Origin of the sequence: Methanosarcina sp., assembly GCF_028693135.1 — an archaeon.
In the GTDB taxonomy this organism is placed as follows: Archaea; Halobacteriota; Methanosarcinia; order Methanosarcinales; family Methanosarcinaceae; genus Methanosarcina.
Genome location: NZ_JAQUVZ010000021.1, coordinates 22,123 through 47,747, shown reverse-complemented (window position 1 = coordinate 47,747; position 25,625 = coordinate 22,123). Strand labels below are relative to the sequence as shown.

16 protein-coding genes and 1 pseudogene are annotated in these 25,625 nt (G+C 42.3%); 8 read left to right on the top strand and 9 right to left on the bottom strand.

Going from position 1 to position 25,625, the window contains the following annotated elements; all coding sequences use genetic code 11:
- Positions 1-767: 767 nt before the first annotated feature.
- On the top strand, positions 768-1,472 hold the full coding sequence (locus tag PHF18_RS10865; protein ID WP_300102467.1) for a type 1 glutamine amidotransferase: 705 nt from the start codon (positions 768-770) through the stop codon (positions 1,470-1,472).
- Here PHF18_RS10865 and mprF read toward each other — a convergent pair.
- From mprF to PHF18_RS10835, 6 genes are all read right to left on the bottom strand, one after another.
- Positions 1,469-4,054, bottom strand: a complete 2,586-nt coding sequence (gene mprF, locus PHF18_RS10860; protein ID WP_300102464.1) for a bifunctional lysylphosphatidylglycerol flippase/synthetase MprF — start codon at positions 4,052-4,054, stop codon at positions 1,469-1,471. The genes PHF18_RS10865 and mprF overlap by 4 nt on opposite strands.
- 161 nt (positions 4,055-4,215) lie before the next feature.
- On the bottom strand, positions 4,216-4,707 hold the full coding sequence (locus tag PHF18_RS10855) for a hypothetical protein (RefSeq protein WP_300102461.1): 492 nt from the start codon (positions 4,705-4,707) through the stop codon (positions 4,216-4,218).
- Positions 4,708-5,053: 346 nt separating this feature from the next.
- On the bottom strand, positions 5,054-5,293 hold the full coding sequence (locus tag PHF18_RS10850) for a hypothetical protein (RefSeq protein WP_300102458.1): 240 nt from the start codon (positions 5,291-5,293) through the stop codon (positions 5,054-5,056).
- A 201-nt stretch (positions 5,294-5,494) separates the two neighbouring features.
- Complete coding sequence (locus PHF18_RS10845; RefSeq protein WP_300102455.1) at positions 5,495-6,256, bottom strand: toast rack family protein; 762 nt, start codon at positions 6,254-6,256, stop codon at positions 5,495-5,497.
- A gap of 262 nt (positions 6,257-6,518) precedes the next feature.
- Positions 6,519-6,842 (bottom strand): hypothetical protein, encoded by a 324-nt coding sequence (locus tag PHF18_RS10840; RefSeq protein WP_300102453.1) that lies wholly within the window; start codon positions 6,840-6,842, stop codon positions 6,519-6,521.
- Positions 6,843-7,054: 212 nt separating this feature from the next.
- Positions 7,055-8,527 carry an MATE family efflux transporter gene (locus PHF18_RS10835; protein WP_300102450.1) on the bottom strand — a complete coding sequence of 491 codons (1,473 nt, stop codon included), beginning with the start codon at positions 8,525-8,527 and terminating at the stop codon, positions 7,055-7,057.
- 1,160 nt (positions 8,528-9,687) lie between these two features.
- On the opposite strand from PHF18_RS10835, the gene PHF18_RS10830 reads away from it, so the two are divergent.
- Positions 9,688-10,536, top strand: coding sequence for an alpha/beta hydrolase (locus PHF18_RS10830; protein ID WP_300102448.1), 849 nt, complete (start codon positions 9,688-9,690; stop codon positions 10,534-10,536).
- A 205-nt stretch (positions 10,537-10,741) separates the two neighbouring features.
- Here the strand turns inward: PHF18_RS10830 and PHF18_RS10825 are convergent, their stop codons facing one another.
- A complete protein-coding gene (locus PHF18_RS10825) occupies positions 10,742-12,547 on the bottom strand; it encodes a PAS domain-containing sensor histidine kinase (RefSeq protein ID WP_300102445.1) in 1,806 nt (601 codons plus the stop codon).
- A 314-nt stretch (positions 12,548-12,861) separates the two neighbouring features.
- Positions 12,862-13,224, bottom strand: a complete 363-nt coding sequence (locus tag PHF18_RS10820; protein WP_300102442.1) for a response regulator — start codon at positions 13,222-13,224, stop codon at positions 12,862-12,864.
- Positions 13,225-13,766: 542 nt separating this feature from the next.
- On the opposite strand from PHF18_RS10820, the gene PHF18_RS10815 reads away from it, so the two are divergent.
- The 4 genes and pseudogenes from PHF18_RS10815 (at position 13,767) to PHF18_RS10800 (ending at position 20,384) form a co-directional block, all read left to right on the top strand.
- The gene (locus PHF18_RS10815) at positions 13,767-16,481 is read left to right on the top strand and encodes a U32 family peptidase (RefSeq protein WP_300102440.1); all 2,715 of its coding nucleotides are present in this window, start codon (positions 13,767-13,769) and stop codon (positions 16,479-16,481) included.
- A 1,449-nt stretch (positions 16,482-17,930) separates the two neighbouring features.
- Positions 17,931-18,269 carry a helix-turn-helix transcriptional regulator gene (locus PHF18_RS10810; protein ID WP_300102437.1) on the top strand — a complete coding sequence of 113 codons (339 nt, stop codon included), beginning with the start codon at positions 17,931-17,933 and terminating at the stop codon, positions 18,267-18,269.
- A 141-nt stretch (positions 18,270-18,410) separates the two neighbouring features.
- Positions 18,411-19,385: an AEC family transporter gene (locus PHF18_RS10805; protein ID WP_300102434.1), complete on the top strand. Its 975-nt coding sequence runs from the start codon at positions 18,411-18,413 to the stop codon at positions 19,383-19,385.
- 58 nt (positions 19,386-19,443) lie between these two features.
- Positions 19,444-20,384 (top strand): annotated as a pseudogene (locus tag PHF18_RS10800) (cation diffusion facilitator family transporter).
- Between the two features lie 425 nt (positions 20,385-20,809).
- On the opposite strand, the gene ppcA reads toward PHF18_RS10800, so the two are convergent.
- Positions 20,810-22,390 (bottom strand): phosphoenolpyruvate carboxylase, encoded by a 1,581-nt coding sequence (ppcA, locus tag PHF18_RS10795; RefSeq protein ID WP_300102431.1) that lies wholly within the window; start codon positions 22,388-22,390, stop codon positions 20,810-20,812.
- Positions 22,391-22,827: 437 nt separating this feature from the next.
- Between ppcA and PHF18_RS10790 the strand changes: the two genes are divergently transcribed.
- Positions 22,828-23,001 carry a hypothetical protein gene (locus tag PHF18_RS10790; RefSeq protein WP_300102428.1) on the top strand — a complete coding sequence of 58 codons (174 nt, stop codon included), beginning with the start codon at positions 22,828-22,830 and terminating at the stop codon, positions 22,999-23,001.
- A gap of 506 nt (positions 23,002-23,507) precedes the next feature.
- Positions 23,508-25,130 (top strand): hydroxylamine reductase, encoded by a 1,623-nt coding sequence (hcp, locus tag PHF18_RS10785; protein WP_300102426.1) that lies wholly within the window; start codon positions 23,508-23,510, stop codon positions 25,128-25,130.
- Positions 25,131-25,625: the final 495 nt, after the last annotated feature.

Below are 25,625 nucleotides of genomic sequence, written 5' to 3'. Positions count from 1 at the left end.
TTATACTACAGGATGATTTTTAATTAAACAGCCACTTTAATGCCATTTAACTATACCATTATTCATAACTATACCATTATTCATTTATTCATTTATAGTCGACGTAGAAAATATTTACACATATAAACAAGAACGATAACTGTAAGTTAAACATTGAGAAGTACAATTAATTTTTGAGTTGAATATAATTTCTCAGTCGGCCATAATTCAAGCGAAAAGATAAAACACTGAAAGCACGGAAAACACGGACTGAAGGAAACACGGGCACAGAGATTTCCGTACTCTCCGTGGTTATGGAGTCTGGATTGAGTTTTTCCATGCCCATCGGTATTTTTGATTTTAGAGTTTGAATCATAGTGTTTAACAGTGTATTTAATTTGTGTGTTGACTATAAATAGTTTACACTATTGAAGGACTTTTTACTACCCCACTGCTTTAACATTATTTAACTATACCAGCATTAATTTGTATTGGATTTCACCCGACATTCCGCAGATGTTCTCAAGAAAAGAACATTTCTCTTACTATCTTTTTTGGCATTAATCAAAAATCCGTAATTATCTTTATCTCAGAGGGTCCTCAAAAAATTCATCAAAATTTTTTATGTTTCTTACAGATACATTTTTTGCGTTTAATTAACAGGTGAGATTTTGCAGTCCTCATTTGCACCAGAAACTCGAGTTGAAGCCAGAGTTTCGCTTCAGTTGTGGTTTAAACAAAGTGTTGAACTGTTCACTTTAAATGAAAAAACAATAAATTGATCTCTCATGAAAATCCACGTTCTCCAGCACTCCGCCCTTAACACCCTAGGCACAATTGAAGAATATGCCCGAACTAAAAACTACCCCCTTGAGTCAACCCGCTTTTACAAAACCAAAAACCCGCCAGTTCTCGACTCATTTGACCTTCTAATCATCATGGGCGGCCCTATGGGAATCTACGACTACGCCGAAAACCCCTGGCTGAGAGCCGAAAAAGCCTTCATCAAACAGGCAATCGAATCAGAAAAGCCTGTGCTCGGGATCTGCCTCGGCGCTCAATTGCTTGCTGACGTCCTCGGCGCCCGCGTTTATGATAATGGGCACAGAGAAATGGGCTGGTATCCTGTAAAGGCGGTCCGGATGGAGGAAAATAAACCTGGATTTCTCAAAGGGCTGCCGGAAGAAATCACAGTTTTCAACTGGCATTCCCGGACCTTTGACCTTCCTGCTGGAGCTGGGCATCTTTTCCGGAGCGAGGGATGCAAAAATCAGGGTTTTATATTCAACGGCAGGGTTGTCGCGCTTCAATTTCACCCGGAAGTGCATGAAGAAAGGGTTGAATCCATGATCGGTCGTTTTGGGGGCGAATTCGGAAATGGACCGTTCATCCAGAGAAAGGAAGAGATGGTTGGACAGGAGAAGTATCTGGCCAGTACGAAAGAATTTATGTTCACGGTGCTGGACAGATTCGAAAAAATTACGCATTCTTAAAAGATGTCTTTAAAAGGATCTTTCATCCCTGAGACCAGAGTTGCAATATCTTTCAGGGCAAGGCTCTTCTTAAATCCTGTGGGGAGAGCAATGTATTTTGGGCTCCAGACCGGATTGAATTTCTCTTTATAAGCCCGCAGGCCTTTGTAGTTATAAATATAGTCCCCGTTGGCAAAGATTAAAGCCCCTACTTTGTGCCAGAGAGGGGCAAACTGCCTATTTTCAAGCCCTGAAAGGGGAGCCATTCCGAGGGAAAAATGTTTGAATCTGTTCTCTTTTCCCCAGAGTATGAGTTTGACAAAAAGGTAGTCCATTGCTGGAGCACTGGAGTTGTGGCGCATCAGGTCGATACTGAACTCTTCTGTGCCTGCTCCTGTCCATATGTTTGCAAAAGCCACGATTTCTTCTTCGTTCCTGACAATGGCAAGCGGAAAATTGCTGAGGTATTTTTCGTCAAAAAACCCGACTGAGAACCCCTTTTCTTTTCCGGTTTTCATTTCCAGCCAGGTATCTGAGACCTGTTTAAGTTCGGAGATGAGGGCAATTACCCCTTCTGGCTGGATAATTTCAAACCAGTACCCTTTTTTTTCTACATTTTTCACTGCATAGCGGAAATCTTTGCCTGTACTTCCTTCCAGCGTAAAGGACTCCAGAGGGACTTTTGCTTCTTCCCCTATTTTGATCAGGGTCAGGCCCAGGTCGAGATAAATGGGAATATATTTTTCGCTTACCTCGTAAAAGACGGCTCTGCCCTGGTGCAGCTTACTCATTTCATAAAAGTCCCAGATCAGCTCTTTTATCTGGCCGCTCTTCCCGACAGGGTCTCCCATAGCAATCCAGCTCTTTCCCGAAACTCCGTACATCAAAAAAGCCTTTTTCTCATCATCAAAAAGCAGGTATTTGTCTCCGGTAAGGGCAAGGTTCCCCCAGGTTTCCGGACTTTCTCCAAGAATCATTTTTGCAAGTTCAAGCTCTTCAGGTCCGGGAAGGTGGATATCCCTGGAAAAGGGGCTTAGCATTTTCATGACTCCAAGGACCAGCAGCAGGAAGAAGATTCCAACGACAGCTCTTAAAAAGCTCGATGCCTGGGAATTTACCCCGAACTGCCACCAGAGTTCATTTGAATACTCCACATTCCGGTATGAAAAAAATCCGAGCCAGATGAAGCTTACCAGCACCAGAATTATGGCAATTATATTTTCTCTGCTAAAGGACTGGTGCAAAAGCGAGGACTTCCTGTAAAAATGCTTCCTTGAGGGGAACAAAAGGACAGACAGGGCAAAAAGCACTGCAGCCACATGGTAATCAAAATCCTTCAGGAGGGCAACGACCCCGCCCAGTAAAAGGACTATGAGGGAGAGCACATAAGCCCCGTCAATCCTCTTCCAGAGCCCGTTTGCCAGAAGCAGGAGCAATACCCCGATTATGCTTCCAAACAGCCTGGAAGCTTCAATGAGAGGGAGAGGAACGATGTATGTGAGTTCACGCAGGTATTGAGGGTTTGAAGGCAGGGCTCCGGAAAAAAGGAGGGAAATTCCTCCCAGAAAGATCAGGATCGAAAAGACCTGGGGGGTTACCTCCGAGAAGCTGGAATAAGTAGCCTTTCCGGCTTTTTTCAGGAATTCTTTTCTTCCTTCAAATTCATGGAATATCAGAGCCAGGAACCCGAGCAGGAAAGGAAGGAAATAATAAACTGCTCTGAAGATCAAAAGAGAACTTAGTATCTCAACCGTGGCGAAATAAGGTCCCAGCATAAACAGCATCGTGGTCTCGAAAACGACAAGTCCCCCGGGAACCGTGCTTATCATCCCTATCAACTGTGCCAGCACAAAAAATACAAGCACATGAAGCAGGGTGAGCTGCGGGTTTGAGGGTAGGAGGAAGTAGATTATGCTTCCTGAAAGCAGGTAGTTCGTTGAGGATAAAGCAAGCTGCAGGAAAGCAATTTTTGGCTCGGGGACCCTGATTCGGGATCCCATTATCTCTATGTCCCGTTTTCGGAATGATAAAAAGAAATAGGCAGCAAGAAGCAGCAGTAAAAGAATCCCAATAATCTCCAGTGAAACCGGAGCCGCGACCGTAACCAGGACCTCAGGGGTGTAGTCCGGCAGCTTTACAGGATAAAAGGTAAAAAGCAGACCTGTAATAAAACAAAATCCGATCCAGAAAGTGGAGATGCAAAAAACTATAATTTCCCAGATCTCAAGGAAAGTCAACCCGTACATTGAATACAGCCTGTAGCGCAGGGAGCTGCCTGTCAGGAAATTAAAACCCGTGCTGTAACTGATGGACGTGCTAATAAAGGAAGATCTGACAACCTGTTTATAGGAAAGGGGATGGTTAATATGGCGGGTTGCAAGGTAATCATAGCCCGTTAGAACAGCATAGCTCAAAATAGTAAAAAATACGGCAATTCCTATATGGCTCAGGGGAACGCTGGCGATACTTTTCAGAATATAACTCGAACGCAGATGGTGCAACTGCTGGTCAAGAGTCCATAAAGCCAGGGCAAATATGATGCCTGGTAAGAGGTAACTGACTATTTTAAGGGCTTTTTCCCGTATACTGCCGTTTTGTTTCATCAGGATCGAGTATCTTTTTGCATTATGGGATCAGAGTTCAGTATTTAAGTTAAAGAGAGCTCATGATTAAAGTTTTTAATGTTGAACTATTCTTTTAAAGTTAATATATTTTTTGTCAGTGATCAGTCCGGGGTTTAATGTAATTGAGTCCTCAGAGTTTATTATTCAGGAATGAATGTGCCCACAATACTCAGGAAAACGAAAATTGTTCCTGTGATTAACAGAATTACCTGCCACCAGATGAGAGGTTTTTCGGGAAGTCCAGGGAATTTTTGTTCCCAATAGGCATTCGTGGTGTTTAGAATAGGGATGAACGCGTGGAAGGATAGGAAAGAAATCAACCAGATCGGGCTTTCAGACATACCACCAGTAAAGTTCATTCCTATCCAAAAAAATACAAGTAGTGTCACCGAGTAACTTACCTGATAACCTTCTTCTTTCAGCATACAAGAATATCTGTTGAATAAAGACCAGAGAAAAAAAGTTGAAAAAATAGTTCTCCAGAAAGGAGAAACTTCCAGGTTATCTTTTTCCTTAAAGAATTTCCAGCTTTTGTAGTTCCAGTACAGCTCATACAATCCAAAAGATGCTACAGAGAAAAGTGCAAATTTCCATACGGGAATCACCCTAGAATAGTTATCATCATCAGGCATCAGTACCCCTCATTTTATTTCCTGTACCGCATTTATGGCAAGCTTTAGCCCTTGAGAGATATGGCTCTTTAAAGAATATTATCCGGGGTATACAAAGTGGCCAGACTATATAAATTTTTGTCATGAGTTGTGAAACAGTTAACCTGTGAAACAGATAGGACCCACCCGCTTCATCGGATAAAACATGAAAAGTAAGTCTGCAACGGGGCGAAAAATAAGTCCGGATAAAAAGCTCAGTAAACTCCCGGTTTATGCATAATTTACAGGTTTACTTACGGGATGGTGGGGGGATTTCTGCCCCTTCGTCAAAACCGCAGGCACATAAAATGCCATTGAAGGGGTTGAATCACAAGGTTTCCACTTTTTCAGCGTGCCTGAAAGTAACAAACCCTTTACTCTCCTCACTCCCTGCCTTTACATTGTTTCTGGACACCGACACTACATGTTTTGTATCTGCTGGTTGTCTGGTCCCGACCTTTCCGTTGTTCCTGAGGAATTCAAATTCCTTTGAAAGCATAACCAGCACCACTACCATCATAATATATTCTGTGGCCGGCGCTGCAGACCAGACACCATCGAGCCACATGACTGGCTTCGTCCCGCCGGCCCACCGTATGGGTCAGTAGCTGGTGTGAGGTCACCTGGGAAGCCTCATCTCCTTTGACAACAGCAACTGTTGCTCCCGGGGTATTTGTTCGCTCATTTCCTCAAGGATGGATGCTTCAAGTTCCACGAAGTCAGAAGCCCGGAGTTCCTGTGCTTTTTCTTTCAGGACTTTTTCCGTCCTTTAAATTTCTCCACCTTCTATTCCCCCGGTTTCCAGAAAGACCTTCCCTAAACCCCCTTCAACCTCAATATCCAGAGTAGCATCCGAACTTCCGTAAGCCTCATTTACGTAGGCTTCTCCATCTTTTTTCAGGTCGCCTGTCCTGATTTCCCCGACACCTCCTTTAACTTTTATGCGCACTCCTGTCGTTTCCGGAAGCCGCAGGGTGAGGGACCCGACACCTCCTTTAATCCTGGCATCCAGGTCATGTTCCCAGTCTCCCCTGAGATCCACAACAGCATCTCCAACCCCCATTTCCAGGGATAAATTGGTCAGGGCCCGGCTACCGGAAAGGTTCATCTGAACATTCCCTGCCCCCATTTGAAGTTCCATTCCGGCCAGATTCAGGCTGCCAAGCTCAAGGTTTCCTTTACCAGCACCAAATTCTATACCCAACAGAAGCGGCACATCATTATTGAAGCGGAGCTTCCATTCATTCCGGAACTTGCCTCTGTTGATGCTTCCGGAGACGTCACTCTGGCGGACAACAAGCCTGCCGTTCTCATCGGCAACTTCATACTCGACCTCAGGTTTTAGGGGATCAGCGTTATAAGTAAAAGTTGAGGTCAGAAGCTGTTCTGAGCCTCCGGAAAGCTCCAAGTCCCCGGCTCCCATTCTTATCAGGGCATGGACCGATTTGGCGTTTCCTACATCTGTAGAATGGGACTCAGTACGCAGTTCTCCGGGCTCGGTGCAGCCGGAAATCAGGACCAGAACTGTCATAAAAGCAAATATACATAAAAATTTGAAAATTCTCATAAATCTCGACTATCCCTTTTTTAATTGATTACGTAACCTTGTCGTGCCCGCAAGTTACTGAAAATAGTGAGCACAATAATCTCTCTGCATTTTCCTCAAATGCAGGGGAATTACTCGTTTTTTCAGAATAGATCAATAACTCACGGACACTACCTACCCTCTTAAGATTAAGATTTGTGAGGAAATAAGTTGTAACTTCTTTTGAATGGGTTCCTGCAATCTCGAGCTATCTATAAACTGTTTCTTTACTATGTCCAGTAGCTCTTGCAACTCCACGAATACTTCCTTTTTCGGGAATCATTGCTAATGTCCTCAGAAATTCGTCATCAGGAGTATTGAGTCCGAAAAATACTGTACCTTTTGTTTTACTCAAGCAATGCTTACAGATTTTACATTTAAGAAGTGCATGGTTATTTTTACCGTATCTCTCTTTAAAAACTATATTCCCTTGATTTTTAACTCCAGAATCAGCACAATCTTTGTTCCAGCAAAAATATTGTGAAAAATCGATTTCAGAAGTGATTCCAATGCCTCCAAATAATAGATTCAATATTATATAAAATCAAGTCAATTATTTGGGGAGACGACCAAATAATCATCAAAGACAATATCGTTAACCAAATACTTGAAATTATATTTTTTTTATTCCTCAGTAAACTCCCGATTTATGCATAACTTACAGGTTTACTTTACGGGATGGTAAGGGGGATTTCTGCCCCTTTGTCAAGACCGCAGCACATAAAATGCCATTGAAGGGGTGAATCATGAGGTTTCTACTTTATCAGCGTGCCTGAAAGTAACAAACCCTTTACTCTCTTCACTCCCTGCTTTTACATTGTTTCTGGACACCGACACTACATGTTTTGTATCTACTGGTTGCTTGATGACTGTCTTTCCGTTGTTACTGAGGAATTTAAATTCCTTAGAAAGCATAACCAGCACCACTACCATCATAATATATTCCGTAGCCGGAGCTGCAGACCAGACACCATCGAGCCCGAAGAACCTGGGAAGGATGAACAGCAGGGGAAAGAGAAAAATGAAGATCTTTCCTAGATGGATAAAGAGGGCTGCTCTGACCCTGTTTATTGACTGATAATAGATGGCCGTGAGAAGCACTGTGCCTTCAACAAGCAAAGAGAACATAATAATGTTCATTCCTCTAAGCGTAACTACCAGAAGTTCGGAGTCTTCCCTGTTGAAAATATGTACTAAGTTCTCGGAAAAGAAGTAGATTAACAGAAATCCTAAAGCTCCGACAAGGATACACGAAAACATTGTCAGTTTCAGAGTCTTCGAAACTCTTTCATAGTAGCCAGCCCCGTAATTGAAACCGATAATTGGCTGTACACCAAGGGCTATTCCTTCAAAGAGCATGTAGAAGATTGAAAAGACAAACCCTATGATCCCGTAGGCTGAGACCGCAAGCTCTGAACCGTATATGAGCAGCATGTAATTATGCACAAAGAGCACAAGAGCCAGGGAAATCTGCATTACAAAGGACGGAAGGCCTGCTCTGAGGATCTGGAACAGGATTCCTATTTTGAATCTCATGGATTTAACCCGGAGTTTCAACTTTGCCTCGCTGCCGAAAAGGTAATACATGAGCATCAATGCAGACAGAGCAAAGGCAGTTACTGTTGCAATGGCAGCACCGGACATTCCCATTCCCATACGCATGACAAAGAGGTAGTCAAGCACAACGTTTACAACTATTCCGGCAACCATTATGTTCATACATAGCTTTGGTTTTCCGTCATTCCTTACGAGAGGTTCGAGGGCAATATTAAGGATCATGAAGACAGAACCCAGGAAGATTATCTGCAGATATTCGTGAGCAAGGCTAAGGGCAGTCCCACTGGCTCCAAGGAGATTTATTGAGGTTTTACAAAAAATCAGCCCGCCTATGGTAAAAATGGCTCCTGCAAGAAGGCATAAAGGAAAAGCATTGTTCACTATATCCAGTGCTCCCTTTGCATTGCCTTTTCCAAGTTCCAGAGCTGTAAGGCTGGACGAGCCTATCCCTATAATTATGCCAGCTCCAATTATAACCAGATAAGGGGGATATGTAAGGGTAATGCCTGCAAGTCCCTGGCTTCCAACCGCATTTCCTATGAAGAAGCCGTCGATTATTCCCTGGATTCCTGCAACGACAACCCCCACAACTGCCGGAAAAGCAAACTTCAAGAATAGATTCAAAATGTTCCCGGACCTCATCTCTTCGTCACTTACCATATCCGGGCCTCCGCAAGCTGCAAAGCCGCTATTTTGGGAGCATGCAGCCGGATTCCCGGTCCTTTCGGAGAAAGAAAAGCCCAGGCTTTTCTTACGAAAGACCTGTTCAAAGCAAGATAGGTGACATTATACTTTTTCAGGGCGTTGTATTCTTTTAAAAAATTTGTTGTGTGTTGGTTAACTTTTGTAAATGGTTGCTATAAAGACATTTTTTGTTCCAGATGAAGCTTTGGAAAATATGCAAATCGAAGGTGTAGCTGCTTTGTTGCAGAATTAATTTTTCTGCCTGCGCTGAACTGATAATTGCATATATTCTGAGGGTTGATTATTCGTAGGGTTGTTTTGCATTACATCTCTGCAACACAATTCAATTTTTTACAAAACTTCATCATTTATTAACCGCCAAAAGCGGATTAAATCGAAATAGATAATTCTGGATAAAGACTCCTAAATAGGAATTCCGGATAGGAAATCCTGAATAGAAAGTTCATGTAAAAATTTCTAATAGAAATCTTATGGAAATATAAATAAAGCAAATTAGCCAGTAATCTTATTTTTAGACAAGCGGGTCTGTATTTATGCGCTAATACCTATTTATGCCATATTTATACATTCATATTCTCTCCTATTTTACCAGGTTACTTATTATGAGACCAAAAACAAATTTCGGCCTCTATCTGAAAAACGATGTGCAAAAAAATATGAGAAACTAATGAGAAACTATATACTTCTCAGAAAGTTTAGAAATATTTTAAACTTGATACAGACAATATTTCATTATAAGGTTTTTAAGTATATTACATATATTTATTTTACATACATATAAGGGTTCTGTCAAAATATGACAATTCTCTAAAAGTGTGAGAGTGTGAGAGGTATATTTAGGAAGTTCAAACCAATAATGTGTTTGAATTCTCAGGATCCTGGGCAAGGTAAGAAACTGTCCTGAAGTTGGTTCAGGAAGGATCAAAAAATAGTTTTGATAGAACAGACTTTCAGCTTATCCTAAATAGAAAATTAGAACAGCAATATTTATACTGAGAGGCGGAGTTTAATCAAAAGTGATGAGTCTTAAAAACCTGTTAACCTTAGAAAACCTGTTTAATATGAAAAACTTGTTTCGTCTGAAAAGCTCGTTTAGTCCGAAAAACTCGTTTAGTATGAAAAACTCGTTTCTCCTGAAGAGCCTATTCCCAACGGTATTATTTCTTATATTTCTTGCAGGTTCCGGGTGTACAGGTGTTCAACAAGAAGACTCGACTCAACAATTAATGGCTTCAAACTTTTCCCTCGACTCCTCTCCTGTAAAGTATGTTTCTGTTAACGGAATCGAACTCGGATACAGGGAGTTCGGGTCAGGAGAGCCCCTTCTGTTGATTATGGGTTTTGGGGGAACCATGGGTGCATGGAACGAAACTTTTGTATGGGAGCTGGCTCAGGATTACAGGGTAATCGTATTCGATAACAGAGGAGTAGGGTACTCTTCAGATGACGAGGAAAATTATTCTCTTGAACTTTTTGCCAGTGATACAGCCGGCCTTCTCGAGGCTCTCGGGATTCCAAAAGCCAGTGTTTTCGGAACATCAATGGGTGCATCCATTGCTCAGGAACTGGCTCTCAATTATCCGGAAAAAGTTGATAAACTTGTCTTCTCGTCAGCAGTTTACAGCGTTGATGCCCCTGAAGCCGGTTATCTCAAAAGTATGCTTCAGTCCGTTGCAAACAATTCAGGAATCAGCCCCGCAATCCGGAAACAGGCAGATGCAAACCTGAAATGGAACGGCACCTACGAACGCCTGCCGGAAATAAGGAGTGAAACCCTGCTTCTGGTTGGTACGGAAGATGAGTACACTCCTCCGGGAATTACTCTTGCAATGGCAGAAAAGCTTCCTGAAGTACAGATTATTATATTCGAGGATGGAGAGCACTCCGGAGAACGCTATTTCCCGGAAAAATATGCAGAGGCGACCCTGGACTTCCTTAAGAAAGAAGGTCCTGAAAATAGTTGAAATCTGCTCCTGCTTCTGATAGGATTAAGGTTCAGGATTGCCGGATTCATTACCAAAGCCCCAGTTTCGTCATATGTTTCTGGCTTTAAGGATACTGACTTTAAGGTTAATAGCTTTAAGGATACTGGCTTTAAGGTTAATGGCTTTAAGGATACTGACTTTAAAGTTAATGGCTTTAAGGATACTGGCTTTAAGGATACTGGCTTTAAGTTTCTTCCTTTTCTTCCTTTTCGACTGTAAGCGGGACTATTTTTTTGGAAATGCTTGAACCATTTATGCATGTGTAGGAAATTTTTCTGTATTTCAAAGGTAATTCAAATGTAAAAGTCGAGCCTTTTCCAGTTTCGCTCTCAACCCAGACCTTGCCCCCGTGGAGTTCTACGAACTTCCGGACCAGAGCCAGCCCAAGCCCTGTGCCCTCATACTGACGGCTGATACTGGAATCGACCTGCATGAAGGGCTGGAAAAGGAGTTTCTGGTCTTTTTCTGAAATTCCTATCCCCGTATCCGAAATACTTACCCTGACAGAATCTCCTGCTTTTGCGGCCAAAACCTCTACTGATCCACCTTTTGGTGTAAATTTTATGGCATTGCTCATAAGGTTGTAGATGACCTGCTTAAAACGTATCCTGTCAGCATAGATTGAAAGCTCAGGCACCAGATCATATTTTATTGTGATGTCCTTTTTCAGGGCAAGATCTGAGGTTACAGCCCTGGTGTAGCTAAATGCTTCGGAAACTGAAAACATCTCCATATCCAGTTCCATCTTGCCGGCTTCAATTTTGGAAAGGTCAAGAATGTTATTTATGAGGGCGAGGAGATGTTTTCCACTGTTAGCTATGTTGTTGAGAAACTTTTTATTCTGTTCATTGAATTCCCCGCTCATTCCGCCGAGCATCACATCCGAAAATCCGATGATTGCTGAAAGAGGAGTACGCAGTTCATGGCTCATAGTCGTCAGGAACTCGCTCTTGGCACGGTTGGCACTTTCAGCAGCAAGCTTTGCCTGCAATAGTTCCTGTTCGGCTTTTTTGCGTTCGGATAGGTCGATGAAGCTCTCTATAAGGTATTCTTTCCCTCCTATTTTTACAGGGACCACACTTTTCAGGACAGATAAATGTTCACCTCTTCCATTTCTGAGCATTAATCTCTCAGACCTGTCGACAGTCTCCCCCAGGTCAGTTATCGGACACTTATTTTTCTCAGCAGGACAGACGAATTGATGACAGACATTTCCTACGAGTTCATCTTTCGGAAGCCCTATCATTTCTTCAGCTGCCGGATTTACTTCCACAATTTCGTGTGTGGAAACTTCTACCAGTAAAATCCCGCAAAGGGCATTGTCAATTATTTTATTCAACCTCTCCTGGCTTTCATGCTCCATTTTTTCGGCTCTTTTACGTGAAGTTATATCTCTAACAACAAACTGGACTTCTCTGTCCTCAAGGCTCAAGGAAGAGGAATTAACCTCCACATCAATAATAGCCCCGTTCTGTTTCTGAAATTTCATTTCAAAACGGGAAGTCCCATTTGCAAGAGTGGCTTTCAGGGCTTCCCGGACTGTCAGTAGATATTCTTTGGGCACCAGTGTCCCCAATGAGACGTCTACAAGGTTCCCGTTGCCCAGCCCGAGAGCAATGCGGCCTTTTTTATTAAGGTCCAGGACTTTTTCCTCATTAAGAATAGCGATTACATCATTTGACTCTTCAAACAGAGCCCTGTATCTTTTATCTTTCTCTCTGATGTTCTCTTCTGCCTGCTCCTGAAGCACCAGAGCATTTTCAAGTTCCATCCAGCGCCGCAGGGAGAAAATTCCGAAAGCAAAGGTAAGATAAATCAAAAGAGTAAGCATCCCACCAATTTCACGGTTACTGTATTCTTCAACAAATAAAATGATGGATTCAAAAATACCAAAGTAGGAGGCAAATGATGTGAAGAAAAGGCCCACGACTAAAATAATTAACAAATCATCCGATTTTTTCCCAAACGTATTTCTGAAAAAATCTGTCATTGTATTTTCCCCGTAGAATAAAAATAATACCCTTCTCTCTGTTTTTACTTGTGACAGGCATAAAGCCCCTTGCTTTAGCTTGCGGGATGAATGGCGTAAACTTCTCTCATTTTCGCTATCTTCTAACCTTGAAATACTTTCCAGTCCCATATTACGTACTGAATTCCTAAGCAATAACCAAGCCAAGGAAACCAGAAATATTTGTATTAAATAATTTTCACCTCTGGGACAGAGGGTAGAGCCTGTGGACTTGTGAACGGTAGTTCGAGGTATGAAGCAGGAAGCCTCACAGCTTTAGCGGGGGGTAGTTCACTTCATACGATGAGCTCTATTATGAGTGATTTGAATTTCTGAATGTCGATGGGCTTGGAAACATAACCACTAAACCCTGCTTTCAGAAACTTTTCCTCATCGCCGCGCATTGCATGGGCTGTAAGGGCAATAACCGGGATCTCACGTGTGACAGGATCTCCTTTCAATATTTTTAGTACTTCAGTTCCATCAATCCGGGGCAACTGTATATCTAATAATATAATGTTTAAGCTATTTTTTTTACTGAGTTCAATAGCCATGGCACCATCAACAGCTTCTATTGGGTCGTATCCAAATGAAACCAATAGGGTCCTGACAAGTTCCATAATTAAAGGATCATCTTCCACGACAAGTACGCTCTTCATGGGCAAATACATCTAAACCACTTTAATCCCCATTACTTTCTTAGCCTTGAATGCATGATCACATTGATTGGAAATAGCACTTCCTAAAATAAAGAACTTTACCAATAATACTAAGAGTTATTGGTATATCTATTTTATTTATTTAATTAAGTTTCAGTGTGAAACTGACATCATAAAATCGCAAAGTTGGGGGATAACATCAAAAAAGGCACCCACCAGAATAAACCTGATAAAACAGGCTAAGAGATCATAAAAACAGGCTAAGAGGAGCTGACCTACTCTGTTGACATTACGGACTTTACCATCCATTTTTTATGCGAGAAGCGCCTTTACGGTTTAAATAGGCTCGGAACTGATTTACATAAATCTTTTTCTCAACAGTTCCCGTCACTTTTCAGATATCAAAATTTTCCATTCACCCGAAATTACAGTTACCTGAAGAAAATACAGTTCCCTGAAGAAATTACAGTTACCTGAAGAAATTACAGTTACCTGAAGAAAATACATCTGATCTAACCTGAAGAAAATACCCCTGATCGAATATGTCTGACAAAAATATATCTTGCAATCCCCCGGAAATCCTTTCCCCGGTCGGCGACAACGAAGCTCTGCTTGGTGCAATCAAGGGAGGAGCAGATGCCGTTTATCTTGGAGTTGGCGAATTCAATGCCCGCCAGGGAGCCAAAAACTTCACCATTGATGACCTGGAAGCTGCTGTTGACCTGGCTCACTCACACGGAGTCCTTGTTTACCTTGCCCTGAACATCCCCATAAAACAAAAAGAACTGCAGCATGCCCTTGAGATAGTGGACCGCGCATACGCATCCGGAATCGATGCTATTATTCTACAGGACCTCGGGCTTCTCAGGCTTTTAAGGGAGATCTATCCGGACCTGGACCTTCACGCAAGCACGCAGATGACTATCCACAATAAAAATGGAGTGGATTTTGCAGCAGGGCTGGGTGCAAAAAGAGTGATCGTTTCCAGGGAACTTACCACAGCCGAGGTAAAGGATATTGTGGACCACTCTAAAGTGGGTATCGAGATCTTCGTCCATGGAGCCCTCTGCTATTCTTACTCAGGAAAATGCCTTTTCAGCAGTTTTTTGCACGACAGGAGCGCAAACAGGGGAGCCTGTGCTCAGCCCTGCCGGCGCAGATACAATTTTCTGGTAGACGGCCGGGAAATTGATGAAAGGCATATAGGGGGAAGTTACCCCATAAGCTGTGCCGAACTTTCCACGCTCACAGGGCTTGAGGATATCGTAAAAACCGGGGTTGTTAGCCTCAAAATCGAAGGCAGGATGAAAAAGCCCGAGTATGTGACTGCAAGTGCCGCTGCCTACAAAGCTGCAGTTGAAGGCATCTGCAGGGCCGGAGAAAATCCAACAAAGGAAGAGCTTGAAGCAAGGGAAGCAAAGCTTGCCAAACTTTTTTACAGAGGCTTTACGCGGGGCTTCATCCTCGGGGAAAAAGGCGTGTCTCATCCCAAATATAGCTCAAACTACGGAGCCTTCCTCGGAAAAGTCCTGGACCTTTCCCGTTCAAAAGGGAACACAAAACTTACAGTCCGGCTTGAAGAAGATATCCAGGTAAAAGACGGAATAAGCCTCTTCACGCGGGAAAGGATGCTCGGCTCTGCAGTAACAGGGATTATAACGATTACAGGCGAGCAAGTAAAAAGCGCAAAAAAAGACGAAAAAGTAGGGCTTGAGATCAGCTCAAAGACAGGCAGAGCTGTCCAGCGGGGGGACGAACTCTACCTCACAACAGATACGCAGCTCCTTGATACCCTTCAGAAAACAAAACTAGAAGCTCTCCCCGTAAGCCTGAAGGCAAGAGCCAGAAAAGGGGAGCATTTTAAGGTTGAGATCAGGGCAGAAAGCGGAAAAAGCGCAGAAAGCGGAAAAAGCGCAGAAAGTGGAAACAGCCCAGAAAGTGGAAACAGCCCAGAAAGCGAAGAAAGCAGCAGAACAGAAGAAGCTGCATATGCAGAATTTGTAGACGACTATATCGTCCAGGAAGCCGAAAGAGCCCCAACCACTGAAGAGCAGATAAGAAAGGCGATGGAAAGTCTTGGAGACACTCCTTTCGAAGCCGCCTCCATTGAGATCGAAGCTGACGAGAACATCTTTATCCCGGTCTGTGTGCTGAAGAATGCAAGGCGAAAGGCTGCAGAGCTCCTGCTGAAAAAAACCCTGACGGAAAATAAAAAAGAGCAAAAACACCCTGACCTTGCAAATTTCAACCACCTGTGCACCCACCTGTGCGCTGTAGAAAACGGTGCCGAAAATGAGAATGAAGTTAGCGAAAATGAAGGCAGCAAGAATGAAGTTAGCAAGAATGAAGTTAGCAAGAATGAAGTTAGCAAGAATGAAGGCAGCATAAGCAGGACCAGGGCAAGAGATACAGCTTCAAAGAAACTCCTCCTGAGCGTTGAAGTGCAGGGAATTTCTTATCTCTTACAGGCAGCCGAATCTGGAGCAGATATCGCCTATGTTCCGGTATCATTGTTCGAGGAGCTGATGTCTCCCAAAAACGCGGAGAAGCTTGAGGACCTGAAAACAGAAAGAATTGAACTTGTATTCAGGATTCCAAGGATAACCCATGACAGTGAACTGGCCGAATTAAAACCCCTGCTGGAACAAATAAGGGATGCCGGCTTCAGTGTGGCATGTTCTAGCCTGGGAACCGCACAGCTTGCAAAAGAGCTTTCCATACCTTTTGTCGCCCAGAAGGACTTCAATATATTCAATGCTTTTACTGCGAGCACTTTCTACCAGGCAGGAGCGTACAGGGCAACCCTTTCAAGCGAACTGAACCTGAGCGAAATAAAACATGTCTGTGAAGCTCTTCAGGCATGTGGGGATTCAGGCCAGACCGAAATTCTGGTTTATGGGCGAGAAGTGATGTTGATTACGGAAAATGACCTCTTAAAACCCCTTGTTGACCGGAAAATCGTAAGAGAAGAAAGTGAAGTGCTTCTTGTTGACCAGAGTGGCTCCGAATTTCCCGTCCAGCGCCTTGGCACCCGGACCCTTATCTATAATTCAAAGGTGCTTGACATGCTGAAATACGTTCCGAAAATGAAAGGGTACGGCGTGGACGTGCTCAGGCTTGACCTTTCGTTCAACACTACTGCCGAGATAGAAGAGATCTTAGAGGCATATAAAGAGGCAATTGCAGGAAAAGAGGCAAAGCTGAAACCTATAAGAGGGATTGAATATACGACAGGGCATTACTTTAAGGGCGTTTGAGCGCCCGAGTTGCGCCACCCGAGTTGCGCCTCGGGAGTACGCGGTCCTTTTCGCTGCGCTCAAGAGGACTTATTTATGGGTTATAGTAGTGAGGCTTCGCTCGCTCAAGAACAGGGAAAGGAGAGAAATCCTAATAGAAAAAGCCTATAAGAATTGCGGAAAAACCTTCTTTACTAAGAACTCGAAAAAAGAAACCTGTTTGCTAGTTGCAGGACAACTATCTCAACGAAAAAGAAAAAAAGTTCTGAATAAACAATAATCAGGAAAACCCTTTTCAAACGTAGGAGAAAACGTTATTTAATCCAAATATTAGTCCGATGCAAATCAACACCTGTTTATCCGAAGGCTCGAATATTACAACAAAGCTTTTATGTTTCAATGTCAGATTCATAGTAACACCTTTTTTCTTTAAAGTGTTTGGAGGAGTCCGGGATACTCCCTCAAACACTTTAACATGTGACATCTTTTCAAGTATTTAAAAGTTAGTCTGAAAAATGAGGATAAAAAGAACATATTTCTTGATTTAAAGGATTAAAATACCTCCGTTAAAAAAACACAAAATTTTTGAACCTGTATAAATGTAACGATGGTGTGTTTAACATAATCCAGCAAACATACTTTAAAAAGAATCAAATTGAAGATAATGTCACAACTTCAGTAATTTTAACAGTCTGCTTTAAACCTACTTTTCTAAACTAATTCATTCCGGGGACTATAGGAATACGGGAGTTTCCGCCGATTAAGCCATTCTAAAATGAAAAATTACCTCGGATAGATTCCCTAAGACAAATTCCAATCAATTTTTCTGAATTTCTGAGTATAGGTACAAAACATGCATAGTACGAAAATATAAAATGAGAAGTAACACGTTCATCTAATGGATGAATTCTTTTTTGCACCATTATATTAAAACGATTAGAAATTAAAAACGAGAAATTTATTGGATTTTGTTGACTCAATGAATAAAACCGATGTCGGATAAATGCAGCTATGTGTTTTAGTAAATATCTATTCCATAGACTTTAGACATAATTCTAAAATCGTTATCATTTGACTTAATATTGTAAATTCATACATTTTACCTTCGATTACTCACTATCAAATGCAAAAAAATTATCTGATACACATAGTCTCTTTTTTATACTGTTCTTGATATCGAAAAACAGTCGTAGTTTTGAATTTTATAAAAATCGTTAATATTGAACTTACTAAAAGTGTCAAAGTGAAATAATTTCAGGATAAAACAAAAAGAAAAATGCATTTGATTGAAAAATGAAGGGATTTCCATCTAACTTGAAGAGGATACCTTTTTTGCCAGGGTATAACTTCCAGTATTTGATGAAACAGGGTAAAATAGAAAATTATTTGTAATACCTGACAAATATGTATAAGAGAATGCTTATATACTTATAATTAAGAGGTAAATTAATGCAAGGTCATATAAAAAGCATGGCTGAAGTTCTCAAAGCCCTTGGTGATGAGAAAAGACTAAAAATAGTAAAAATATTTGCTTCTAATAATAATGAAACCTTTTGTGTTTCTGATGTGGCTAAACAACTTGGCATTTCTCAACCTGCCGTGTCCCAGCATATAAAGGTTTTAAAGAATATTGGAATACTTGAAGAAAATCGAAGAGGTTTTAGAGTCTTCTATAAAATTAATTCCGATGTGTTAGCTGAATATAGAAAGGACATAGATGAACTATTTAAGACAGCCTTTGAGAGATGCCAATATAATTTCTCCTGTGACAAATGTCCTTATAATAATAATAATAATAAGCATCAGTAAGCTGATATTGTGTCTTGATTATAAGTATTCGAATGTTAGTGAATATATATAGCGTCGTGACTATAAGTAGTTGCTTATAGACTTATAGAGAATGGGAAATACAATTATATGAACTGATTCGCAAATATCGCAGGCGCGCGGGTGGCTCAGCATTCCTATCGCGCTTTTAAGATAAACAAAAAGGAGATTTACAAGATGTTGTTTTCAATCGTCATTCATCAGATGATCCTTTTCTTCAGTATTCTTCTAGTCGGAAATGTGGCGGCTAGGCAGGGTGTTATCCAGGAAAATTATCTACCGGATCTTGCCAAACTGGTTTCAAAGATCCTTCTGCCTGTGCTGATCTTTTATATGACCTATGCCGGAACGACAAGGCAGATGATCTGGGAGAATGCCACAATGATCGGTCTTGCAGCTCTGTTTTATGTGATCATTTCAGCCGTTACCTGGATTATAGCAAAAGGGCTTTGCCCGACCGGCGACAAAGCAAAGGTTTTTCAGTTTGCGTTCATTTTCGGAAACACCGGATTTGTCGGTGTACCGCTGCTTATAGCTCTATTTCCGAAGGACGGCATTTTGTATCTAGCGTTGTTCAGTATTGTCGATCAACTCCTGTTCTGGACTTATGGGGTGTATCTTGCAACTGCATCCGATAAAAAAGCGAAAATAACATTAAAGAGCTTTGTGAACCCCAACATCGTTGCGATCGCTTTGGCACTCATCTTCATTATGATCGGTGTCAAGCTGCCGACGGTCGTCGATGACACACTTCAGACGATTAAAAACGCGGTTGGCGCTATGGCCATGATCTATCTGGGCGCCTTGATCTTCTACTCCGACTGGAAGACCGCATTCAAAACAAAAGATCTGTATTTCGGCATTGTTGTTAAAATGATTATTTTGCCGATCCTTTTGGGCAAGCTCCTGTTGATGACGGATCTGCCGAATAACATGATCTGGTCAATGATCATCCTGATGTCCCTGCCGACGATGACGGTCGTACCAATGATCGCAAAGCTATACGGACACGAAGGTGCCTACGCCGCTGGGATAACGGCTGCAACGCTGGCTGTAAGTATAGTGACGATTCCCTTGGTGGTGTTTTTCACAACGTGACTTACGGAAAAGTAGATCCTTCTATGCTTGCTACATTTGCCTTAAATTTGGTGATGAAATGAACAGTGCGCAATTAAATGAGAATAATACTTCTGAGGATCTCCATAAGCAAAATCATAAACATGGGTTTTTCTCTCATTTTCACGGGCACAGCCATACTCATGGAAAGATGGATCCCCCTACACTTGCTACGAGTAAAGGGCTCCGGGTTCTTAAATGGTCATTTATAGGAATGATGATAACAGCGATTCTGCAATTTATCATTGTTTTTATGTCTGGAAGTGTTGCCCTTCTTGCGGACACAATTCATAATTTCGGGGACGCTGCAACTGCAATCCCCCTTGCAATAGCTTTTATCTTGACAAGAAGGAAGCCAAGCAAAAGCTTTTCCTACGGATATGGCAGAATGGAAGATATTGCAGGTGTGATTATCGTTCTCCTGATCTTGTTCAGTGCAATTGTAGCAGGATATGAATCTATTAACAGGCTTTTTAATCCCCAGCCAATAAAGCATTTATATGCTGTAGCTGCTGCCGGAATTATTGGCTGCATTGGAAATGAAATAGTGGCACAGGTGAGGATAAAAGTTGGAAATGAAATTGGCAGTGCAGCCCTAATTGCTGATGGTTACCATGCTAGAGTTGATGGCTTGACCAGTCTTGCAGTACTTATAGGAGCAATAGGAGTATGGTTAGGTATCCAATAATTGATCCCCTTATTGGTCTGCTGATTACAATAACTATTCTGAAAATAGTTATTGATACAAGTAAAGTTCGCTGGATAGGTCATAGGCTTCATGCAGAGATCAACGTTGCTGTTTCATCTTCTCTTTCAGTTGAAGAGGGACACGAAATTGCCAATGCAATAAGAGAAAAGCTTCTGAAGAATTTGCCACATATTTCAGGCACTACTATTCACGTAGATCCCAGCACAGCTCCAGGCGAATGCTTCCACTTTGTGCCAGTTTTACAAAAGGCAGTTACTAATAAAAGAACCTGATTTGCATAAGAAATGAAGGTTTATGAGAAAGTATTGAGGTGCAGAGAATTATTTTTTCTTTGCACCAATTATGTAAGTGTATTTGGAAAATGTTATAAAAAATACAATAAGTTATATGTGCTCTATGGATTCTATGAGATCTACAAGCTTCATATACCATGCTGCTGCAGTGTTTACTCTAAATTTTAGCTATAATCTTGTTCATAAAACCGATAACAGAAGAACTATTTTAATGTATATTCTTTTTTCCTTAACTTCCTTAAGTTGTGCGATTCATTTTTTACTGCTTTTCAAGCCTTTTTTCTTCATTCTATTATTGTCCACTTCTTGCTTCTTTTTGTGCAGGGTCGCCAAACAGGCTGGTGGAGGCTTTCCATACTATATCGATTCAAAAAAGGTTCCAGAGGTCAAGGGAAGTTTCACCCTCAACCCAGAGCCTTTCTGATTTTTCCCATTTTGGTAAGGGTCGAGCATACGAGCTGTGAAACCTCCTCATCCATACAGTTTCCTGCGGTCCCTGCTTGCAGGAGTTCAGGCTGCATCATCTCAAGCAGGATGCGGTATGAAGGCTCGGGCCGGACTTTAAGGCTGAAGGTGTCGCGTAAGACATCGAGATCTCTCTGGATTTCCTTCAGGCAGGCTCCGGAGAGGAAGCGGGAGGCTACATTGAGGTCCAGGTATCCGGATGCGAAACTCAGGTCGCTCGCAAGGGAAGGGAAATATTTTGTAAGCAGCCTTTCACAGACCTCATCGCCAAGTTTTTCCCGGGCTTCTTTGAGAGCAGTACCTGTACCTATGAATTCGGGAGGCAGGCCTATGGAGTAGAGAGCACCGGTAAACTTGATCGCTCGCGGGAGATGCAGGGCTTCTGCAGGCATGCTGGCTTTTAGCTCTTTTCCGATGTCGCTGCGGCAGAGCTGGACAATTCCGGAAATGTCAGGAGCGTTCCTTGAATAGCCGCCTTTTCCTTTGTGCATCAGGCGGTCCCGCTGCTGGGGGAGAAGACCTGCAAGCCTGTCTATAGCGGGCGCCAGTTCCCTGAGGACCCGGGCGTATCTTGCCCCGAATATCCCTATGAGGTTTACAAGCTCTTCTTTTTCTTCAGGAGAAAAGAGGTTCGGAGCTTCCGGAAGCCTTGCCTCCGCAAGACGGACCAGGGCCTGAGCATCCCCCTTTTCATGGCTGTACCTGAGAGCCGACTGCAGGGTAACAGTCCCGACTCCCCGGTATTCCTTAAAAAAGTTTTCCGCGTTTTTCAGGTCCAGGTGCCCTCTGAAAGGTAGCGTTCCAGCTCCGAATATGATGCCTGTTTCTATATCGAGTTCTGAATCCAGTTCGGAAAGCCCGCTTATGGCGTATTTGCATGAGAGGGTGCTTGCCACATGCCCGAAAGACAGGGCAGAGTCGGATTTGCCTAAAAATACCCTGAATTTCTCCGGAGCTGTCCCGAACCGCTCTTTCCAGGCAAGGAGCGTACTTTCTGCAAGTTCTTTTGCGTGCAGCAGGGCAGGAGCATCCTCTATAAGGGGAATTATCCTCGGGACTTCCATTGAAAACCCGAATTCTTTTTTTGCAAGCTCGCTTACGTCTGCCATATGCTGCTGGGCTTCAATGATTTCCCTGACCGTGCCTGTCATCGGATGCACGAATTCATTGATTGCCTGGACATCCGAATATTCAAGGGCACCGTGGTTGGCTTCGGCGATGGACATCATTACCATAAGCTGCCTGAAGCGGTTTTCCTGAACTGCACTTGGAGCCCGCGGAGTGATAAAAAAATCTTTTCCGGGCACAAGGTCTGTTTCTTCTATGAATTTTGATACGATCTGGACATTCTGATGATAGGGAGTTGCCTTTCCCTCATAATCCGGCATATATTCGTCACAGCCGAATACCACCGCAGCTTCAACTGCTTCCCCGGGCTCTTCCTGCGTGGAGATGTACCTGGATGCAGAATCCGGGTGCTGGGTACACATTACTTTTGGAAACGTAGTTTTTCTGCTCATGAAACTGAACCCTCACTGCTCAATAGGGTAAATTTTAGATTTTTGCATATTTTTGTCGGTTGCCAGATTAATTGTCATATTGGACTTATTGGACTTAGTGGCCATATTGTTAACCACAAAATAAAATCAAAATGATATCGGAAAAGAACGTTTACTCATAAATAAATGTTTTCGTTGACAATAAGTTGACATTGAGGTATCGAATTTGAAACTGGTTGTCATATATGCATTGACTTCACATAAGAATTAGTACATAAAAGATACTGGTATGTAATAGATACTTTTCTGAACATGTGCTTCATGAACCAAAGAAAATCACCGGAAAGGAAGTATAGTTAGGCAGAAAGTATCGGAAAGGTTAGGCAGAAAGTATCAAAAAGAAGTATCAGAAAGAAGGTATCGGAAAGATACTGCAAAACAACATTTGAGGTAGAAAAATGTACTGTGACCAGTGCCCTGAAGTCTTAAGCGGAAAAGGCTGTACAAAAAACGGACCCTGCAAAAAGCAGAGAGAGGAGCTCTCAAGAACCGAAAACCAGAGCAAAGAATGTGGATTAAGTTTTTCGACCCGGTTAAAAAGCATGATGGGCATTTTCAAGAAAAAACATTAAAAAGGAATTGTAAGGGAAATAAGTCAAGTAAATAAGTCTTCAGCAGCCGTTCTGCTGACAAACCTTTTCTTTTCAGTCTCTTTTTCTCTTCAATCTTTTTTTCTCTTCAGTCTCTTTTTCTCTTCAGGCTTTTTTTCTCTCCGGATTTTTTCTCTTCAATCTTTTTTCTCTTCAATCTTTTTTTTCTCTCCGGATTTTTTTCCTTCAGGTTCTTTTCAAACCTTTCTCAGGCTTTTTTTAAGTTTTTCCCCTTTTACCGGTGCTTTTCCGCTTTCCATTCTTGATACGCTTTTTCTATGGTATCGGCTTCGATACTGATACCCACTTCGAAACTGTTTGCTATATATGATTTGATATCACATAAAAACTGGTATCATAATGATAGCGGTATTTATAATATACCGTAGTTGAGAGCGGCAAAATATATCGAAAAACCGCAGAAAATATTGGAAAGGAAGGGAAAATAGGAAATTAACTGTATCAGCAGATTTGAGGTGAAAAAAAATATGTTCTGTAATCAATGTGAAGAAGCACTTTCCGGAAAAGGCTGTACGAAAAACGGGGTATGCGGAAAGAAGGGAGAAGTTGCAGACTCTCAGGACAGATTACTCTATGTCCTCAAAAGTATTGCATATTATAACCAGAAAGCAAGGGCTGCAGGCCTTAATGAAGAAACAACCGACAGGTTTGTGCTTGACAGCTTCTTTTCCACTCTTACAAACACCAATTTTGACGGGAAACAGATCGAATCCTTCATTCAGAAAGGATTTGAGATCCGGGACTCTATTAAGGCAAAACTGCCCACTGAGCAGGCCTCCTCAGAAAAAGCCCTGCCTGCCGTGGCTACAGTAACTCCTGAAAACATAGAAAGTCTGGATGTTGCTGTCCATTCAACGCAGAACGAAGACGTCAGGTCTCTTCGTGAACTTTTGATCTATGGGATGAAGGGGCTGGCTGCTTATGCCCACCATGCCTATATCCTCGGGTATAAAGACGAAGTAATCTTCGATTTCATAGAAAAGGGACTGGTTTCTACAACAGACGACAGTGTGGAAGTAGAAGCTCTCATAGGTCTTGTTCTGGAATGCGGGCAGAAAGGCGTCTCAACCCTCGCCCTGCTTGATAAAGCAAATACCGAAACTTACGGGAATCCCGAGCCTACTGCAGTTAATATCGGTGTAAGAGGCAGTCCTGGTATCCTTATCAGCGGGCATGACCTGTGGGACCTGGAACAGCTCCTTGAGCAGACAAAGGGTACAGGAATCGATGTCTACACTCATGGAGAGATGCTGCCTGCAAATTCATATCCTGCCTTTAAGAAGTACGGTAATTTCGCAGGCAACTACGGAAACGCCTGGTGGAAGCAGAATGAGGAGTTTGAAAAGTTCAACGGCCCGATCCTCATGACGACCAACTGTATCGTTTCCCCCAGGGATTCATACAGGAACCGGATCTACACTACAGGGGTTGTGGGCTTTGAAGGACTCCCCCACATAGATGAAAAAGAAGACGGCAAAAAGGACTTCTCCGCCCTCATCGAACAGGCAAAAATGAGCAAATCCCCTGAACAACTGGAAAGCGGGACAATTGTCGGAGGTTTTGCTCACGAAGCAACCCTCGCTGTTGCGGATAAAATCATAGACGCAGTAAAAACCGGGAAGATCAGCAGGTTCATGGTCATGGCAGGCTGTGACGGCAGGCACAAAGAAAGAGCCTACTACACTGATTTTGCAAAAGCCCTTCCAAAAGACACTGTCATCCTGACCGCAGGCTGTGCCAAATACAGGTACAACAAACTCGACCTTGGCGACATTGGAGGAATCCCGAGAGTTATCGATGCCGGACAGTGCAATGACTGTTATTCGCTTGTGGTAATAGCTCAGAAGCTTGCAGAAGCCTTCGGGCTTGAGGACATAAACGACCTGCCGATTTCCTACAACATAGCCTGGTACGAACAAAAAGCCGTGCTTGTCCTACTTGCCCTCCTGAGCCTGGGAGTAAAAAACATCACCCTCGGCCCGACGCTTCCGGCCTGTGTCTCTCCGAACGTCCTTAAAGTGCTGGTAGATAATTTCAACATCAGGCCTAACACAACCGTTGAAGAAGACCTGAAAGTGCTTCTGGGGTAAGCTTCCGGGTTAAAAGTGATTTATAACTTGGGGACATATACCACATGAGAATTAATTCAAAAATTAAACAGTTTAAAAATTAATTTGAAAAGTAAGATGTTTTTTAATTACATCTTACTTATTTTTTGAATATAGATGGAAGCAGTTGACTCCTACAGAATGGCCCTGCAAAAAAAGCATAATAAATTAGTACTTACGCACTTGAGAGATAAAATCAAGTACATCAGACGTTGAAGCTAGATCCATATTTTGCACATTTGATGGTTTAATGTTATTGATTTTCAGTTCAACCGCGTAAGTCCTATAAATAAAAGAGAAATAAAAACCGAAATTTCGTCATTTTCTCTTTAAGACTTCCGCACCTGGAGAGTAAAATCAGGCACATGCGGACTCATCAATATTATTCTGATTTATACAGTTAAGTCTGTTCAGCTTACGGTTTTCAGTTCAACTGCGTAAGTATTAATCTTTTTTCTCCTTTTTTGTTTGAAAGCC